General features: G+C 69.3%; 16 protein-coding genes. 4 read left to right on the forward strand and 12 right to left on the reverse strand.

The features are described 5' to 3' along the window. The 7 genes from HG543_RS39765 to HG543_RS39790 all read right to left on the reverse strand — a co-directional run. Nucleotides 1-390: RCC1 domain-containing protein (locus HG543_RS39765; protein WP_369334973.1), on the reverse strand; the 390-nt coding region annotated here is incomplete at its 3' end. A gap of 184 nt (nucleotides 391-574) precedes the next feature. Next, nucleotides 575-1,267 (reverse strand): YwaF family protein, encoded by a 693-nt coding sequence (locus tag HG543_RS39770; protein WP_169350142.1) that lies wholly within the window; start codon nucleotides 1,265-1,267, stop codon nucleotides 575-577. Nucleotides 1,268-1,321: 54 nt separating this feature from the next. Continuing rightward, on the reverse strand, nucleotides 1,322-1,456 hold the full coding sequence (locus HG543_RS56575; protein WP_281404518.1) for a hypothetical protein: 135 nt from the start codon (nucleotides 1,454-1,456) through the stop codon (nucleotides 1,322-1,324). 29 nt (nucleotides 1,457-1,485) lie between these two features. Then, nucleotides 1,486-1,911, reverse strand: a complete 426-nt coding sequence (locus HG543_RS39775; RefSeq protein WP_169350143.1) for a hypothetical protein — start codon at nucleotides 1,909-1,911, stop codon at nucleotides 1,486-1,488. A 190-nt stretch (nucleotides 1,912-2,101) separates the two neighbouring features. After that, nucleotides 2,102-2,872, reverse strand: coding sequence for a hypothetical protein (locus HG543_RS39780; RefSeq protein WP_169350144.1), 771 nt, complete (start codon nucleotides 2,870-2,872; stop codon nucleotides 2,102-2,104). A gap of 119 nt (nucleotides 2,873-2,991) precedes the next feature. Continuing rightward, the gene (locus tag HG543_RS39785) at nucleotides 2,992-3,774 is read right to left on the reverse strand and encodes a hypothetical protein (RefSeq protein WP_169350145.1); all 783 of its coding nucleotides are present in this window, start codon (nucleotides 3,772-3,774) and stop codon (nucleotides 2,992-2,994) included. Between the two features lie 182 nt (nucleotides 3,775-3,956). After that, nucleotides 3,957-4,559, reverse strand: coding sequence for a GrpB family protein (locus tag HG543_RS39790; RefSeq protein ID WP_343073556.1), 603 nt, complete (start codon nucleotides 4,557-4,559; stop codon nucleotides 3,957-3,959). A gap of 258 nt (nucleotides 4,560-4,817) precedes the next feature. Between HG543_RS39790 and HG543_RS39795 the strand changes: the two genes are divergently transcribed. The 3 genes from HG543_RS39795 to HG543_RS39805 all read left to right on the forward strand — a co-directional run bounded on the left by HG543_RS39795 (nucleotide 4,818) and on the right by HG543_RS39805 (nucleotide 8,457). Beyond that, nucleotides 4,818-6,674: a bifunctional metallophosphatase/5'-nucleotidase gene (locus HG543_RS39795; protein WP_169350147.1), complete on the forward strand. Its 1,857-nt coding sequence runs from the start codon at nucleotides 4,818-4,820 to the stop codon at nucleotides 6,672-6,674. A gap of 158 nt (nucleotides 6,675-6,832) precedes the next feature. Next, the gene (locus tag HG543_RS39800) at nucleotides 6,833-7,582 is read left to right on the forward strand and encodes an SDR family oxidoreductase (RefSeq protein WP_169350148.1); all 750 of its coding nucleotides are present in this window, start codon (nucleotides 6,833-6,835) and stop codon (nucleotides 7,580-7,582) included. Then, nucleotides 7,579-8,457, forward strand: coding sequence for an RNA polymerase sigma factor (locus tag HG543_RS39805; RefSeq protein WP_169350149.1), 879 nt, complete (start codon nucleotides 7,579-7,581; stop codon nucleotides 8,455-8,457). The genes HG543_RS39800 and HG543_RS39805 overlap by 4 nt, the downstream gene beginning before the upstream one ends. A gap of 30 nt (nucleotides 8,458-8,487) precedes the next feature. Here HG543_RS39805 and HG543_RS39810 read toward each other — a convergent pair whose 3' ends face one another. Together HG543_RS39810 and HG543_RS39815 are read right to left on the reverse strand one after the other, a co-directional pair. Then, nucleotides 8,488-10,272, reverse strand: a complete 1,785-nt coding sequence (locus HG543_RS39810) for an ABC transporter ATP-binding protein (RefSeq protein ID WP_169350150.1) — start codon at nucleotides 10,270-10,272, stop codon at nucleotides 8,488-8,490. After that, nucleotides 10,269-11,921 (reverse strand): ABC transporter ATP-binding protein, encoded by a 1,653-nt coding sequence (locus tag HG543_RS39815; protein ID WP_246357625.1) that lies wholly within the window; start codon nucleotides 11,919-11,921, stop codon nucleotides 10,269-10,271. The genes HG543_RS39810 and HG543_RS39815 overlap by 4 nt, the downstream gene beginning before the upstream one ends. A gap of 268 nt (nucleotides 11,922-12,189) precedes the next feature. Between HG543_RS39815 and HG543_RS39820 the strand changes: the two genes are divergently transcribed. Next, on the forward strand, nucleotides 12,190-12,951 hold the full coding sequence (locus tag HG543_RS39820) for a helix-turn-helix transcriptional regulator (RefSeq protein WP_246357626.1): 762 nt from the start codon (nucleotides 12,190-12,192) through the stop codon (nucleotides 12,949-12,951). Here the strand turns inward: HG543_RS39820 and HG543_RS39825 are convergent. The 3 genes from HG543_RS39825 to HG543_RS39835 form a co-directional block, all read right to left on the reverse strand. Then, nucleotides 12,929-13,429, reverse strand: coding sequence for a DinB family protein (locus HG543_RS39825; RefSeq protein WP_246357627.1), 501 nt, complete (start codon nucleotides 13,427-13,429; stop codon nucleotides 12,929-12,931). The two genes, HG543_RS39820 and HG543_RS39825, sit on opposite strands and share 23 nt — an antisense overlap. A gap of 106 nt (nucleotides 13,430-13,535) precedes the next feature. Continuing rightward, nucleotides 13,536-14,309: a collagen-like protein gene (locus HG543_RS56580; protein WP_216673609.1), complete on the reverse strand. Its 774-nt coding sequence runs from the start codon at nucleotides 14,307-14,309 to the stop codon at nucleotides 13,536-13,538. A gap of 193 nt (nucleotides 14,310-14,502) precedes the next feature. Next, nucleotides 14,503-16,415, reverse strand: a 1,913-nt coding sequence (locus tag HG543_RS39835; RefSeq protein ID WP_211194473.1) for an ELWxxDGT repeat protein, incomplete at its 5' end; no start/stop codon positions are given.

Genomic DNA, 16,415 nt, shown 5'->3' on the forward strand with positions numbered 1-16,415 from the left:
CCCCCACACCCTGCCCTCCGCGTCCAGCGCCAGCACATGGTTGACGCCTGCGGTGATGGAGCGGAGGGTGGGCAGGCCCGACACCACGCTCGGCGTGGGCACCGAAGCGCTAGCGGCACCCTTGCCCAGTTGCCCGGACGCATTCTGCCCCCAGGCCCACAGCCGGCCATCCTCCCCCAGCGCGAGCGAGAAGTTCCCATTGGCCGCGATGGCCTGGATGCCGGACAACGCCGTCACCCTCGTCGGCACCAGCACCGTGCCACCGGTGGTACCGAGCCCCGCCTGCCCGGAGGCGTTCTGGCCCCACGCCCACACGTTGCCGCTCACGTCCAGCGCCAGTGAGTGGGCGATACCCGCCGCGATGGCCTTGATGGCGGGCAGTCCATTCACCTGGGAGGGCTGGCTTTTCGAGGAGCTACAGGGTGTGGATGTTGCCGCCTGGGGGTTCCAGTCGCGACGCCGCACCCTCATGGAGCCGACGAGGACGAAAATGATGCAGAGAATCCGCAGGCTGCTCCGCGGAGCCCTGTCTCAGCGCGTAAGTCCTCTCACCTGGGTACACCCGCTGCCATGCTCACGCCGAGGGTCCGCGGCCAGGTCCCGCCTTCCGCCGGAAGGGCAGCGCCAGCAGCGTGAAGAGGCCGAGCGCCACGAACGAGCCGACGAGGAGGTAGACGGGCCAGGGGCCGAACCAGTCGAGCGGTGTGGGCGCGAGGGGCTTCGCGCACAGGTAGAGGAAGTTGGTACCGAAGGCCACGTTCACCACCCCCACCGCCACCGCGTAGACATGGGTCCACAGCAGGGCCCGCCACACCGCGCCGGGCCGGGGCCCGTACCCCAGCCCCGCCACCAGCAGCAGCGCCGCCACCACCACCGCGCCATGCAGCGAGAAGTAGGAGAGGAAGTGCGGGTGGGGGAAGTCGTGTCCCAGGTCGGGGGTGAGCAGCGCGAGCACAGTGCCCGCGCAGGCCCAGAAGTAGAGGATCTCGATGGCGAGCCGGTGTCGTGTGAGGAGCGCCCAGACGCCCAGCAGGATGGCCGCGTCGCAGAGGTGCAGGGGCGCGAGGTACGCCCATGACGTGCCCGCGCGGCGCTCGAGGACCAGCACCGCCACCGCGAGCCCCACGAGCGCCAGGGCAAGACCGTACCGGGTTGGCGTCGCGGTCGCCGGGTGCCGGCGCACGAGCCACACCAACCCCACGGCGGTCAGTGAGATGACCAGCAACGCCGCGAGGTGGGAGGCGCCGAACAGGACGAAGGGCCGCATCGGAGCCTCGCAGTGTACCGCGCACCATCGGCCCCCTGCCCTCCCCCGTGGAACTCAAACCTCCGGCAGGGCCGCGCGCGCCGCCTCCAGGTTCAGCTGCTCCAGCTCGCGGCGGGAGAGCGTCCCGGCTTGCGACAGCGCTCCATCCCAGGCGAGCACCGACCGCGGCGCGCTCGCCGAGTGGGCCATGGTCGCGTAGAGGGGGGTCAGGAGGCGCCTCAGCGATACTCGACGGCGCTGCGTTGCACGAGTCCCTCACGGGACATGCGCTCGGAGCGCGTATCCAGGATGACCTTGGAGGGATTGTCGGCCCGGATGAGCACGGGCACGCGCTGCCCCCGGTCCGCGATGGCCAGCAAGGTGCCGACGCTCAGGTCCTGGAAGCAGCGGGTGGTCGCGCCGTAGGCGGCTCCTCCGGACGGGAAGACGGTCAACTGGATGCGCAGGAGGCGTTGGCCCCCATAGCGCGCGGTGCTGCGCTCCACCACGTCGACCCGGCCCCACCCCTCGAGCGGGTTCGCCTCCACGTGCGAGATGAAGGCGGCCACCGACGCGACGCGGCTGAACAGCCAGATGAACACGAGCGCGGCCACCAGCAGGGGCACCCCCAACATGAGGGCGAAGGGCAACAACGTTGGATCCATCCAGGCTCACTCCTCTCGGCAACCGGTGCTCCGGACAGCCTACGGGCGGAAGGCCACCGAGAGAGTGCACTTCGTACGAGTCCGGGCATTCCGGCACACGATGCGGCGCACGTGCACCTCCAGGTGCACGGCGCCCCAGGTCACCGTGCGGCATGTGCCGTCCGGCCGGAGGTGTCACCGGCCCTCGCGGCTACTCGCCGTAGGTCAGCACGTCCACGAACCGGACGAAGCGCCGGTCGCTGCTCACCGCCGCCACGACGAAGCCCTCGGTCCAGCCGCTGTAGTAGCTGTAGGTATAGCTCGCGATGTAGAGCCGGCTGCTGTTGCGATAGATTTGATGGATGTACGCCAGCGCGCCCTCCACCTCGTCCACGGTGGGCTGGGTGGTGATGTACTGCGTGCTGAGCCGCTCGATGAGCTCCTGCGTGGAGATGGGCGTGAAGTAGTTCACCCGCTTCACGTAGAGACCGGAGTTGTTGTTGAAGGTCTCCACCAGCGTCAGCTGGTTGGCCACGCCCTGGCCGTTGGGGATGTAGCCCTCGCGAATCTCGGAGTAGAGGGCGAGGTCACCCTCGGCGCCGTACAGCTCGGCGGGCGGCTGACTCACGGGGAAGTTGCCCAACGGCGCGGCGGTGGTGGCGGTGTCGTTCAGCTCGTGGGTGTCGATGAGGTACTTCCTCGCCGCGCCGGTGACGCCGGTGAGGAAGGTGCTGCTGGCCAGCTTCGCGCCCATGTGCGCGCGCTCGGCGGCGTCCACCTGCTGGTCGTCCTTGAGGAACAGGTCCACCGCGGCCTTCATCTCCGCGCGGGTGACGGTGGCGCCGCTGGGGCTGGAGGCCTGGCGTGCGACACCAATCCTCTCGTCGAAGTCAGAGATGGTGTTGGTGCTGTCGGCGAGGGCCGCGGGGCCCGCGAGGAGCGTGGCGCTCGCCAGGAGGGAGCGGAGGGGGAGATTGCGCATGGTTGGATGACCTGCCTTTTCGGGCGGGATGCCCGGGTGTGAGGCCCCGCCCCTGCTTCGCGGGGGCGGAGCCGAAATGCGTTACATTCTCGGGAGACGCGGGCAGAGGTTTCGCCGCGTCATTCCACCCAGGTGACGACCTTCACCACGCGCACGAAGCGGCGGTCGGTGCTCACCGAGGCGATGATGTAGCCGCCCACGTCGCCCTGGCAGCCGCGGAAGCACGCCCAGTCAGCCTTGTAGAGGCGGTTGCTGTTACGGGAGATGTACGTGATGAAGGCCGCGGCGCCGTCGACCTCTTCCTGCGACGGCGTCTCGTAGTCGTAGCCGGCCGTGCCGGACAGCGTTGCCTCGAGCTCGCTCTGGGTGATGGGGACGAAGACGTACGGGCTGCCGTAACCCAGCTCCTGCGAGTTCTGGATGGCCGTGAGCAACGTGAGCTGGTTGGCCACGCCCTGGCCGTAGGGGATGAAGCCCTCGACGATGGTGGAGGCCTGGGCCAACGGGCCGTCCGCGCCGTACAGGTCGGCGGGGGATTCCTGCAGATAGCCGAGGTACAGCGGGGCGGCGGTGGTGGCCGCGTCGTTCAGCTCGTAGAAGGCGTCGAGGTACTGCTTCGCATCGGCGGCGACGCCGGTGAGGAAGGTGGCGTCGTTCACCTTCGTGCCCAGGTAGGCGCGCTCGGCCGCATCCACGACGCCGGTGCGGGTCTCGAAGAAGCGCTGGAGCGCCTCCGCCATCTCCTCGCGGAGGATGGTGGTGCCGCCAGGACTGGTGGCGGTGCGGGCCGCGGAAATCTTCGCCTCGAACGCGGGGATGCTGGTGGTGCTGTCAGCCAGTGCGAGGGGCGAAGCCAGGAGGATGACGCCGCCAAGCAGCGACTTCAGGGACGCGGAGGACATGCGGGCGAACCTCCCGCGAGCCAGCGGCTCGCGGATTGGGGGGAGCCCCGCAGCTACCACGTCCGGCTGACTCGCTTCACGCGACATTCACGTATCACGTGATTTTACAGGTACGTCGTTGTCACGGAGTCGCAACGCCGTGCGAAGTCACGACGTGGATGGCTGGCGGCGATGCCGGCGGGTCAGTCGATGAGCCCATGGGCTCGGAACATCCGGTCCAGGATGTCGCGGATGACCGGCTGCTTGCGCTGGTTGTAGTCCATCACCCTGCCGCCCTTCGCGTTGATCTGCTGCGCCGACGCGAACTTCGCCGCGGCGTACCGCTCGCGGTCCTCCGGGTGTGCGATGAGCCAGTCCCGCAGCATCCGGTGCCGGATGGCTTCGGGACAGTCAGGGCTCCAGATGTGGATGTTGGCGCGCGGTGAGTCGCTGCGGGCGAACCGGTGCTCGTGGAAGACCGGCTCGCGGAACAGCACCGGGAAGCCCGCGGCCTCGAAGGCCGGGCGGTAGGCGTCCTCGTCCCTGGAGTCGGGAACGGTCACGTCGATGTCGATGATTGGCTTGGCGGGCAGGCCCGGCACGGAGGTGGAGCCGACGTGCTCGATCGAGAGCGCCACCTCACCGAGCGCGGCGCGGATCCGTGCGGCGAGGTCCGCGAACGCGTCCGGCCAGGACGGGTCGTACGGAACCACCTGGATGTGGTCGCTCGTCGGCGGGGGTACGAAGTATTCCACGCCGTTCGGGTCGTATTCGTGATGGCGGACGATCTCCGCTGCGCTGGCCACGGCGTCCGAGTGTAGTGAGGGCCGACGCCCGCGAGAAGGCGTTACAGACGCTGTGGCGGCGCAAGGTCGATTGCCCGGCAGGCGTGGTTGCCCTCCCGGCACGGCGAGCCCGGGCATCGGCCGGGGGCTGCATGCGATGCCAGCCGTCACGAAGCCGCGACCCGCGTGACGCGGAGTGTTGGCGGGCGCGTTCGCGCGGGATACATAGGGCGCCGCGCCGGGAGCTTCCTCCTGGTGGCTCATCCCCGAGGTTCCCTGATGCGTTCCCTCCTCCCCGTGCGCACACTGCGCACCTTCGCGCTCTGCCTGGCCGGCGCCTGCTCGCTCCTCACGGCCTGCGGATCCTCCACCGACGAAGAGCCCGTGAAAGTCCCGGCGCCCACGGGGGACTTCTCGCCGCGCACCATCACGCTGCTCCAGACGAGCGACCTGCACACCAACATCTTCCCGTGGGACTACTTCACCGGGAGGCCGGACGCGAGGCGTGGCCTCGCCAAGGTGGCCACGCTCGTGCAGCAGGAGCGCGCGAAGAACCCCGACTGCACCCTGCTCTTCGACACCGGTGACACCATCCAGGGTACGCCGCTCGGCACCTACTACTCGCTCGTCGACAACGCCCCAAAGCACCCCATGGCCACGGCCATGAACGAGCTGGGCTACACCGCCATGGCCCTGGGCAACCACGAGTTCAACTACGGCCTCGGCGTCCTCGAGAAGTTCAAGAGCGAGGTGAACTTCCCCCTCCTCGGCGCCAACGTACGCCACACCTCGGACGGCTCCGAGGCCTTCACCCCCTACGTCCTCCAGAGTGTCTGCGGCGTGAAGGTCGGCATCCTCGGGCTCGTCACGCCCGGTGTCACCACCTGGGAGCGCCCGGAGAACATCCCCGGCCTGCGCTTCGATGACCCCCTGGAGACCGCGAAGGTCTACGTGCCGAAGATGAAGGCCGCGGGTGCGACGGTCATCATCGTGGCCATCCACAGCGGCCCGGACAAGCAGCCCACCGGGTCCGCGAGCAACCCGGCCTCGTGGCTCGCGGACTACGCGGACCCCACGAAGTGGGCGGACCGCGGCAGCCTCCCGGGTGAAAACGAGGCCGTGCAGATTGCCCAGGAGGTGCCCGGCGTGGACGTGCTCCTCACCGGCCACACGCACCAGCCCATCCCGAAGATGCTGCTGAAGAACAAGGACGGCCGCGAGGTGCTGCTCACCCAGCCCAACCGCTGGGGCAGCCACCTGGCCACCGTGCAGCTGAAGGTCACCTGGAACGCGGGCGTCTGGGGCGTGGGTGCCCATGACTCGCAGCTGCTCGCGGTGGACGAAAAGGTGGCCGAGGACCCCACCGTCACGCGCCTCACCCAGCAGTACCACGACACCACCGTGGCCTACGTGAACCAGAAGATTGGCTCCACCACCGCGACGTTCCCCGGCGGCTTCGCCGCGCGCTACGTGGACAGCCCGCTGGCGGACCTCATCAACACCGTCCAGGAGGAGGCCGCGCACGAGGCGGGCCACGACGTGGACCTGTCCCTGGCGGCCATCTTCACCAACGACGGCGCGCTGCCCGCGGGCGACATCACCCTGCGCGACGCGTACAGCATCTACATCTACGACAACACGCTGTATGTGATGGAAATCAATGGCTCCATCCTCCGGCGCGCGCTGGAGATGAACGCGAACTACTTCGCCCAGCTGGACGCCAATGCCCTGCCGGAGAGGCCCGAGGGCGCCAAGGCCACCGCGCCGTCCGTGCCCGACTTCAACTGGGACATCTACTCGCGCGTGGACTACGGCTATGACCTGACGAAGCCCGCCGGCTCGCGCCTCACCCACCTGCGCTTCAATGGCAGGGACGTCACCGACGACCAGGTGTTCCGCGTCGCCCTCAACAACTACCGCGGCGGCGGCGGCGGCGGGTACGACATGTTCAAGGAGGGCCGCGTGCTGTGGACCTCCGCGGACGGCGTGCGCGACTACATCGCGCGCTACCTCCAGGCCCACCCGGGCCTCGCGCCGGACGCGGTGAACACCTGCAACTTCTCGCTCGCGCCGGACCTCTACGGCAGGTACTTCCAGGCCACGCTCGGCCCGGCGAAGTGCGCCGAGGTGCGGTAGCCCGCCTCGCTCTCGGGCCCCTGACGCTCATCGAGCGCCGGGGGCCCGCCGAAGGCGAGCTCACAGCCGGAGCCCGTCTCCAGCCTGCGCGGTGAGCCGTCTGTAACACCCTGGCGGCCCGTGGGTCCAACCTCCAACTCGAACACGGGAGGTTGCACATGAAGCGGTTCGCTCAGAAGGTCGCGGTCATCACCGGGGGCACCAGTGGAATCGGACTCGCCACCGCGCGGCTGCTCGCGGAGGAAGGGGCGAAGGTCGTTGTCTTCGCTCGCTCGGAGGCGGGCCTGGCGGAGACGGTGAAGGCGCTCGGTCCGAATGCCCATGCGGTGCGGGGGGATGTGACGCGCGGGGCGGACCTGGAGCGCCTGTTCCAGGAGACGCGCCAGCGCTTCGGCGGAATCGACATCCTGTTCGCGAACGCGGCGGTGGTGAAGCTGATGCCCCTGGCCGACACCACCGAGGCGCTGTTCGACGAGCTCGTCTCGGTGAACCTGAAGGGGACGTTCAATACGCTGCGGCAGGCCATCCCCCACCTGAATGACGGCGCGTCGGTGGTGGTGACGACGTCGTGGCTCAACCGCATCGGCTTCGAGGGTTCGAGTGTGCTGAGCATGACGAAGGCGGCGCTCCGTTCGCTCGTCCGCGTGGCCGCCGCCGAGCTCGCGCCGCGAGGCATTCGCGTCAACGCGGTGTGCCCCGGCGCCATCGAGACCCCGCTGTGGGGAAAGCTGGGACTCCCCGCCGAGCAGCTCGAGGCCGCGGGGGCGAGCATCACCGCGCAGATTCCGGTGAAGCGCTGGGGCCGCCCCGAGGAGATTGCCCGCGCCGTGCTGTTCCTCGCGGCGCCGGATTCGTCGTATGTCACGGGCACGGAACTCGCGGTCGACGGAGGCCTGCGCCAGGTATGACGCCGCGTGACGAGAATCCCTTCTCCCCCGGGTACGACACCGAGGGCGACCACGGCCTCGTGGCGCGCGCGGTCGACGGCAGCAAGGACGCGCTGCGCGAGCTCGTCGCCCGGCACCAGCCCTTCGTCTACAACCTGTCGCTGAAGATGTGCGGGCGGCGCGAGGACGCCGAGGACCTCACCCAGGAGGTCTTCGTGAAGGTCATCACCTCCCTGCGCACCTTCCGGGCGGAGAGTGCGTTCCGGACCTGGCTCTACCGGCTCACCGTCAATCACCTCCTCAAGAGCCGCCGGCGTGGGATGGAGGTGCTCGTCGACGACTTCGAGACCTACTTCGCCCGGATTGCAGCGGTTCCGGACGAGGCGATGACTCCACAGGAGCTGCGGGACGCCGCCGGTACCGTCGAGGAGCTACGCATTCGCTGCACGACGGGCATGTTGATGTGCCTGGACCGTGAGCAGCGAATCACCTACGTGCTCGGCGAGCTGTTCGGGGTGGACCATCAGCTCGGCGGGGAGCTTCTGGACATCTCTCCGGGGAACTTCCGCGTCCGGCTCTCCCGGGCGCGCAAGGACCTGTACAGCTGGATGAACCAGCGCTGCGGGCTCGTCAACGCGGCCAACCCGTGTCGGTGCGACAAGAAGACCCGAGCCTACGTGCGCAGCGGCGCGGTGGACCCGGAGCACCTCATGTTCAACACCGACTACGTCGACAAAATCGAGGCCCTCACGCGCAGCAGGTCGTCGGAGGTCATCGACACCGTCGAGCAGCTCCACCAGCGGGTCTTCCTGGAGCACCCACTCCAGGTCAGCCGCTCGAAGGTGGTCGACGAAATCCTCCACAACGACACCCTCCGCACGTTCTTCAGCATCTGAACCGCGTGTCGCGCGCGGTCGCTCGCATGCTCAGTCATGCGCTCGCTCCGCGCGCGAGACGCCCCCGCCGAGACGCCACCCCTTCGCGCGCTCCTGTTCGCGCCAGAGCGCCGCATACGTGCCGTCCTTCAGGATGAGCGCGTGGTGGTCTCCGGTCTCGACGACGCGGCCGCCGTCGAGGACCACGATCTGGTCGGCGCGCCGGATCGTGCGCAGCCGGTGCGCGATCACGACGACCGTCTTGTCCTTGACGAGCTCGTCGATGGCTCGCTGGAGCGCCGCTTCGGCGGATGCATCGACTGAAGCCGTCGCTTCGTCGAGCAGCACGACCGGCGCGTCCTTCAAGATGGCGCGGGCGATCGAGATCCGCTGCCTCTCGCCGCCCGAGAGCGTGCCGCCGCCCTCGCCGAGTCGCGTGTCGTAGCCGTTGGGCAAGGCCTCGATGAACGCGTGGGCCTGGGCGGCCCGGGCCGCTCGGACCACCTCGTCACGCGAGGCGTCGGGCCTGCCGATGCGAATGTTGTCGAGCACGCTGCCGGAGAAGAGGACGACGTCCTGGAAGACCATCGCGAGGTGGCGATGGAGCTCCTCGAACGGGATGTCGCGCACGTCGACGCCGCCGATGCGAATGGCTCCGCTCCCGCGCGGCACGTCCCAGAGCCGCGCGATGAGATGAACGAGGGTCGACTTCCCCGAGCCCGACCGACCGACGATGGCTGTCAGCCTCCGCGCTGGGAGGGTGAAGCTGACGTTCGACAGCGCGGCCTCCGCGCCGTCCTCGTAGGTGAAGGAGACATCCTCGATGGAGACGTCGAAGCTCCCGATGCTCGGAGGTGCTCCTCCAGGCTCCGCGAGAGGCTTCTCCGCGAGCAACGCATCGATTCGCTGGAGCGCCTTCTGTGCCGCGCGGAGGGTGAGCAGCGCGACGCCGAGCTCCGAGAGCTGCCGCGTCACGCCCGCCGAGACGACGAGAAACACGAGGAGCGTCGCGGCGTCGAGCGCTCCCCCGAGCATCAGGTAGCTGCCGACCAGGGCCACCGAGACGAAGCCCATCTCGACGACGAAGCCGTAGATCGAGAGGAGCGGCGCCGGCGCCACCTCCGCGCGGATGAGCGCATCGCGGAGCCTCTCGAGAGCTCCCGTCAGACGACGGTATCCGTCGCCATGGCGGCCGAAGGCGCGCAAGACGGCGATGCCTTGCACGTACTCGACGATGCGCGCGTTCGCATCGGCCGTCGCCTCGAAGACGCTCGACATGTGGCGAAGGAACACCGGCGTCGTCGCCGCGAGCGCACCGACGGCGAGCGGGAGCGTCACGATGACGGCAAGGCCGAGGCGCCAGTCGAGGAAGCAGAGGGCCGCGCCGACGATGAAGGGCTGGATGAAACCCGCGGCGAAGATTCCCAGGAGGTGGGACCAGATGTCTTCGACGAGCGCGATGTCCGTGGTGAGGATGCCCGCGAGCTCGCCCGAGCGCCGTGAGCCGAAGAAGCCCATCGGGAGGCGACGCAGGTGATCGGCGATGCGCAAGCGCGTCCTCCCCATGAGCGCGTGCGTCGCGATGAAGATGTTCGCCATCGCCGGTCGCGCGAACGCCATCCGGACGAACACGGTCGCGAGCGCGAGACCGGAGAGGAGCCAGACGCGTTCGAGCGTGAGCCGCCGCTCGAGCGCCTCACGGACAAAAGCGAGCACGAGCACGAACGGCGCGGCTGCCGCGAGCGCCTCGAAGACCGCGAATGCGAGGCCGCGCCCGAGGCGCGGATCCGAGCGGCCGGCAAGCCTGGTGCCGAGGGAGACGAGATCGCGAATCATGAAGCCACCTCCGGCACCGGCCCGGACACACGGGCGTCGAGGGACCAGTCGAGCGACGCGGTATGGCCCTCCCACATCGCGCGATAGAGCTCGCAGCGCTCCAGGAGCTCGCCATGCGTCCCCTGCCCTTCCACCCGTCCACTCCGCAGCACCACGATGCGGTCCGCGGTGGCGATGGTCGACAGCCGGTGGGCAATCACGAGGACCGTGCGGCCGCGACAGAGCTCGGCGAGCGCCTCCTGGATGAGTGCCTCGTTTTCGGCGTCGGCGAACGCGGTCGCCTCGTCCAGGATGAGGATCGGCGCGTCCTTCAAGAGCGCCCGTGCGATGGAGAGGCGCTGCTTCTCCCCTCCGGAGAGGCGCGCACCGCGCTCGCCGAGGAGCGTGTCGTACCCCTTTGGAAGTGCCCGGATGAACGCGTCGGCACGCGCGGCACGGCATGCACGGGCGAGCTCCTCTTCGGTCGCATCGGGCTTCGCGAGCAGGAGGTTCTCCCGGACCGTCCCGTGGAAGAGGAACACCTCCTGAAACACCACGGCGATGCGCGCGAGGAGCGCGTCGAGCGGAAGCTCGCGCACGTCCACGCCACCGATGGAGACGATGCCGCCGCCAGGCTCCCAGAGCCGGGGCACGAGACGGGCAATCGTCGTCTTGCCGGCCCCTGACGGACCGACCAGCGCCGTCACCGTTCCCGCTCGGGCCTCGAAGGTGACGCCCGCAAGCGCCTCCTGGCCACCGTCGTCGTAGCGGAAGCGCACGTCGTGAAACGCGATGCCGTTGTCGGCGGGCGTCCGCGCCTCACGGAACGGCCAGGCAAGGTCCGGCGCCCCCAGGATGGATGCGATCCGCGCGTTACCCTCCTCGGTCCGCTGCACGTTCCCCCAGGCGAACACCAGCCGCAGGAGCGAGGTGAGGAGCTGCGGTCCAAGAATCAGGAAGAGCACCAGATCCCCCAGCGAGAGCGAGCCGCGAAGGTGGAGCCAGCCCCCGACTGGCATGAGGACCACGAGGCTCGATCCGAGGAGCGCGCCGAAAACCCCGTAGCCACGACCGTTGGTCCGCATGAAGTCGACCATCCATGCGAGGCCGTCCTCGATCGAGCGAGACAGGTCGCCGAAGGTCTTCGCCGTCAGCCCGAATGTCTTGATGACGTGAATCCCTCGGAAGTACTCGAGCACGGAGTTGTTCGTGCGGTCCTGGAGCTCGAACCACTTCTTGTTCGCGGCGTCGACGTCGCGCATCGCGATGGCCATCGCGAGGAACGCGAACGGAGCCATGGCGATGCTCGCCAACGCCATTCGCCAATCGACGGCGACCAGTGCGAGCGCGGTGGCCAGCGGCACGGCGGCGGCCGCGGCGGCGTCGGGGAAGTGGTGTGCGAGAAACGATTCAATCTGGTTGACGTCGTCCATCATCGCCCGCTTGAGCTCGCCACTCGTCCGCGTCGCGAAGAACGAGAGAGGCACGTCGCCGAGCTTCCTTGGGATGCGAAGTCGCAGGTCGTGCATGACGCGGAAGGCCGCGACGTGCGCGACCATCGAGCTGATCGCCGCCGCGACGTACCTTGCCGCCACGGCGCCCACGGCCACGAAGGCGAGGTCGCGGACGTCACCGAGACGGGGTGGCTCCTCGTAGATCGCGGTCGCCATCTTCGCCACGCAGAAGAACGGGATGAGGCCGAGCGCCGTCGCGACGACGGAGCACGCCGCCGAAACCGACACGAGCGCACGCTGGGAGCGGAGGAGGACACCGAGACCTCGGAGGCCTCGCAGGTCTTCCGCGGGAGTCCTCGCGCTCTCGCTCGGCGAGAACTCAGCCACCTGGCCAGCCGACGTAGTGGTGTAGCGACTCACTGGACGACCTCCATGGGCAACACGTATCAAGGTCGCCCAAGCGTCTGGGTTAGGATGGGAAACCATGGACCAGCGGATGGAGCCGTTGAGCACGCCGGCACGGTTGGACGGCACGATGTTCGTTTCGGGGACGCGAGTGCTCTACGTGGGCCCCCTCGTTGCCTCGAAGCGCCACGCGCACCACGCGGCCCAGATCGTCATGGCGCCACAGGGGCTGGACATCGAAGACGGTGCCAACGGGCGCATTCACACCCGCGCGGCCGTCATTCCCCCTCGCATGCCCCACGGGCATGGTGCGTGTGCACATGGCGCGCTTCTGTTCCTCGACGGAGACGACGTGGCGAGCCGAAGGCTCTCTCGTGACGCCGAGCCTCGGTGCGAGACGTGGGGCCGCGACACGCTCGACGTGAGCGTCCCTCGTCATCCCACGCCGGAGCTGGCACGGGCGCTCATGGCCTCGATTCTCTCCGCCGTCGACCTGGAGCAGCCACCGGAGCCGCGACACCCGGCGGCACGTCGGATGTGCGGGTATCTCGATGGCTCCGACCCCGTGAACCTCGCGAGCCTCTCGCACGAGGCCGGGCTCTCACCGCGGCAGATGCGGCATGCCTTCGCACGTGACGTCGGGCTCCCGATGCGCGCGTATCTGCGGTGGAGGCGCCTGCGCCGCGCCATCGCCGAGGTGGAAGGCGGAGCAAGCCTGAGTGATGCCGCGGCCGCCGCCGGGTTCGCGGACAGCGCCCACCTGAGCCGCGTCTTCCGGGAGCAGTTCGGCATGACCCCGACACAGGGGCTGAGCTCGATCACGTGGCGGACGCTCGACTGACGAGGAACTCGGGGAGCCCGTCCCTCCGGCGCGGCAGGCCGACCTGATACATGACGGCGTCCACGTTTCCGCGATGATGGATCGTGTGGGTCACCACGTGGAGGATCATCGCGGCGGCGGTCATCGTCACGACCTTCCCGTCGGTGAAGCGCACATCGCGAGGCCGTTCGAGTTCCTCCGGCCCAAGCGACGCCGTGGTGTCCACGTACCAGCGGTCGATGAGCTCGGAGCCGTGATCGAGCTCCGCGAGCGTGGGAAGGACCGCGCTCTGTGTCGACGTGTAACCGTGCGAGACACCCTGGAGGTGGGCTTGGAAGATGCGGCTGACGACGTGGACGTGGTCGAGGACCCGCACGATCAAGTCAGCACCCTTCTGCGACTCGAAGGAGTCGACGTCGCGAAGTGCGGCGAAGAGCTGTCGGTTGGCCCACGCGGTATGCGTGACGAGCGTTTGGAGGGGCTGCAGGTGAGGGTTCATACGTCCGAGGATAGGAAGCCCTCGGACCACGCGCTTGAACGCAACGGCGGACTCGAGAAGCCGTTCGCCTGTCCCCGGATGGAGGCAGGCGAACGGGACTCATCCGCTAGTTGTGCGGGTGGTAGACATCCAAGACAGTCGACGTGCCATTGCGGCACTGGACGAGGAACTTGCCGTAGGTGTACCCGGAGCTACCCGAGGTCAGCAGCCCCGGTTGGACGAAGATCTGACCGGCGGCCAGCGCGGGGATGTTGACGGTGCCCCCGATGCGCGTACCGGGCCCGGTCACGAACCCCCCTTCCCTGCTGGAGCCGCTCGCGGACTGAACGGGGCAATCCGCTCCCCCTCCGGCGGGTCCCTGAGGGCCCACGGGGCCGGTGTCGCCCTTGTCGCCCTTGGGCCCCTGCGCGCCGGTGTCGCCCCTGAGCCCCTGCGCTCCCGTGTCACCCTGGGGACCCGCCGGGCCCTGGGGACCCGCCGGCCCCTGGGGCCCCGTCGCGCCCTGAGGACCCGTCGCGCCCGCGGGGCCCGCCGGGCCCTGGGGACCCGCGGGGCCCTGGGCGCCTTGATGCCCGACCGTCACGCCCAGGGCGGACTTGTCCTCCGGAGTGGTCCCGCGCGACACACTGACGAGGTAGGTCCCCGAGTTGTTGAGCAGGCCGAACGGAATGGAGAGCGTCAGCGTCGTATCCGTATGGGCCACCACCGAAACGGGCAGACCCGCGAAGACGGCGGAAGGTGCCGTCGTTCCGAAACCCTCACCGTAGACATAGAGCCGTCCGGTGGAGGCCTCCGGATACGCGGAGGTGATGAGCAGGGGCGCGGCGACGCTCACGCCCGGCGCCATCGCCAGAAACGCACCCGCGAACAGCGCACCCATACGGCCAGGAAGTCTCCTGCGCGATGCCATGGTTCTCTCTTTGGTAGCAAGACTCCACGTGCAATTACGTGGCACTTGCAGTGTATGCGGGAGAGGTTCCCCACGGCGAGATCTTCTCGTCGCACGTTCGAGCGTGCCTCCAGGGACCGCGGGGCCGCCCTGCCCTCACGGCCCGCGGTTCCTGGAGCGCCCGTCACGCGCTGGCGCGAGGCGCGGACCTCCGCCGCCGCATCGAAGCCCCCGCGAGCAGCGCCAGCAGGCTCCACAGGCCCGCCGAGCCGGAGGCGCCCGAGGCCCTGCAGGCACAGCCCTCGGACTCGGAGGCCTCGGGCAGGGGGGCCGCTTCCTCGCGGCGCGTCACGGTGACGTTGAACGTGCACTGGCTCTCGTTGCCCGCCGCGTCCGCCGCCGTCACCGTCACCTGCGTCGTCCCCACCGGGAAGGTGCTGCCCGAGGCGGCGCTGTAGCGCAGCGTGGGCTCGCTCACGGCGTCGGTGGCCGTCGCGGGCGGATAGGTCACCGCCGTGCCCGAGGCCTCCGTCGCTTCCGCGGTGACGGCGGCCGGACAGGTGACCGCCGGAGGCCGCCGGTCCTTCCACACGGGCAGCGGGAGCGCGTGCGGCTCGATGCCCGCCGTGGAGTCGAGGGCCGTGAACAGGAGCCGCTCTCCCAGCCGGACCATGTCACGAGGCACCGAGGAGGCCGCGCCCGGCGCGACGTCCGCGACGCGCTCGGTCATCTCCGGCGTGCCATCCGTGACCCAGACCTCCTCGCCCGACGTGCCGTCCGACGCCGCGAAGACGACGAGGCCCCGGTCCTCCAGCGACAACGGCCCCGGGGTGAGCTCGCGGAGGCTGCTGCCCGCCCCGGGGAGCACGTCCTTGATGAGCGCCGTCCCCGCCTCCGTCCCGTCCGTCTTCCACGGCTCGATGCCATGCTCCGGGGTGTAGGCCAGGAAGAAGACACCCTCGCCCAGCCGAGAGAAGCCCGCGCCGAAGCCGCTGCCCGCGCCGGGGACGATGTCCTTGAGCAGCACCGTCCCCTCCGGCGTGCCGTCGCTCTTCCACGGCTCGTAGCCATGCACGCCGTCGTCCGCCACGAGGTAGAGCGTGCCGCCCACCGGGTACAGCGCCATGGCGCCATCCTCGGCGCCCGGCCGGAGGTCCTCGAGAAGCACCGTGCCCGCCTCCGTCCCGTCCGTCTTCCACGGCTCGAGACCGTGAGTTCCGTCATCGGCCAGGAAGTAGAGCGTGGTGCCCACGACGGCGAAGTGCGTCCGCTCGTTCCAATCCCTCACGCCGTCGGCCTCGCCCGGGTGGAGGTCCTTCACCCGCACCGTGCCCGCCTCGGTGCCGTCCGTCTTCCACAGCTCCCGGCCGCTCTGGCCATCATTGGCGACGAAGTAGAGCGTGCTGCCCACCGCCCACAGGTCCGAGGGGTCCGAGCTCCCGAGCCCCGGGCGGATGTCCTTCACCCGCACGGTGCCCGCCTCGGTGCCGTCCGTCTTCCACAACTCGAGGCCGGGGTGGGCCGCGTCCTGGGCAGGGAAGTACACGGTGTCCCCCACCCTCTGGAGGAGGGTCGCGTAGGCATACGACGCCTCGAACTCCTTGAGCAGGACGGTGCCCGCCTCGGTGCCGTCGCTCTTCCACAATCTGTAGGTTTGATTCCGGCCGCTGCCCTGCCGCGACAGGATGAAGAGCGTCCCATCCTCGCGTCTCACGATGGCATCCGGGTCTCCGTTCTCGGCATCCAGGACGCCTGACATCAGGTCCTTCACCTTCGAGGTGCCGCCCGGGGTGCCATCCGTCTTCCACAGCCCGCGACCGCCGGTGTCATCCTCGGCGGCGAAGAAGGCGCTCCCGCCCACGGACGTCCATCGCGCCGCCCGGGAACTCACCGGCTGCTGCTGGGGGCCGACGAGCCGGTACGTTCCATCCGGGGTGCCGTCGCTCCGCCACAGCGCCTCGGGTTCCCAGCCGCTATCGGCGCGAAGGTAGTAGAAATGGAAGAAGTAATGGCCCTCGACGGCCCCGGGCGTGCTCACCCCGAAACCACCACCCGAGGTCGGATCGAGCTTGGGCATGACCCGCACCCGCCCGGTCC

This window comes from Pyxidicoccus fallax (genome assembly GCF_012933655.1).
GTDB classification, from domain to species: Bacteria; Myxococcota; Myxococcia; order Myxococcales; family Myxococcaceae; genus Myxococcus; species Myxococcus fallax.

What these genes read in the sequence shown, in the direction of transcription:
- HG543_RS39775 (WP_169350143.1), bottom strand. Translation starts at nt 1,911, where the DNA reads ATGGATCCAACGTTGTTGCCCTTCGCCCTCATGTTGGGGGTGCCCCTG.
- HG543_RS39770 (WP_169350142.1), bottom strand. Translation starts at nt 1,267, where the DNA reads ATGCGGCCCTTCGTCCTGTTCGGCGCCTCCCACCTCGCGGCGTTGCTG.
- HG543_RS39815 (WP_246357625.1), bottom strand. Translation starts at nt 11,921, where the DNA reads ATGGCGACCGCGATCTACGAGGAGCCACCCCGTCTCGGTGACGTCCGC.
- HG543_RS39785 (WP_169350145.1), bottom strand. Translation starts at nt 3,774, where the DNA reads ATGTCCTCCGCGTCCCTGAAGTCGCTGCTTGGCGGCGTCATCCTCCTG.
- HG543_RS56575 (WP_281404518.1), bottom strand. Translation starts at nt 1,456, where the DNA reads ATGGCCCACTCGGCGAGCGCGCCGCGGTCGGTGCTCGCCTGGGATGGA.
- HG543_RS39810 (WP_169350150.1), bottom strand. Translation starts at nt 10,272, where the DNA reads ATGATTCGCGATCTCGTCTCCCTCGGCACCAGGCTTGCCGGCCGCTCG.
- HG543_RS39805 (WP_169350149.1), top strand. Translation starts at nt 7,579, where the DNA reads ATGACGCCGCGTGACGAGAATCCCTTCTCCCCCGGGTACGACACCGAG.
- HG543_RS39825 (WP_246357627.1), bottom strand. Translation starts at nt 13,429, where the DNA reads ATGAACCCTCACCTGCAGCCCCTCCAAACGCTCGTCACGCATACCGCG.
- HG543_RS56580 (WP_216673609.1), bottom strand. Translation starts at nt 14,309, where the DNA reads ATGGGTGCGCTGTTCGCGGGTGCGTTTCTGGCGATGGCGCCGGGCGTG.
- HG543_RS39795 (WP_169350147.1), top strand. Translation starts at nt 4,818, where the DNA reads ATGCGTTCCCTCCTCCCCGTGCGCACACTGCGCACCTTCGCGCTCTGC.
- HG543_RS39820 (WP_246357626.1), top strand. Translation starts at nt 12,190, where the DNA reads ATGGACCAGCGGATGGAGCCGTTGAGCACGCCGGCACGGTTGGACGGC.
- HG543_RS39800 (WP_169350148.1), top strand. Translation starts at nt 6,833, where the DNA reads ATGAAGCGGTTCGCTCAGAAGGTCGCGGTCATCACCGGGGGCACCAGT.
- HG543_RS39780 (WP_169350144.1), bottom strand. Translation starts at nt 2,872, where the DNA reads ATGCGCAATCTCCCCCTCCGCTCCCTCCTGGCGAGCGCCACGCTCCTC.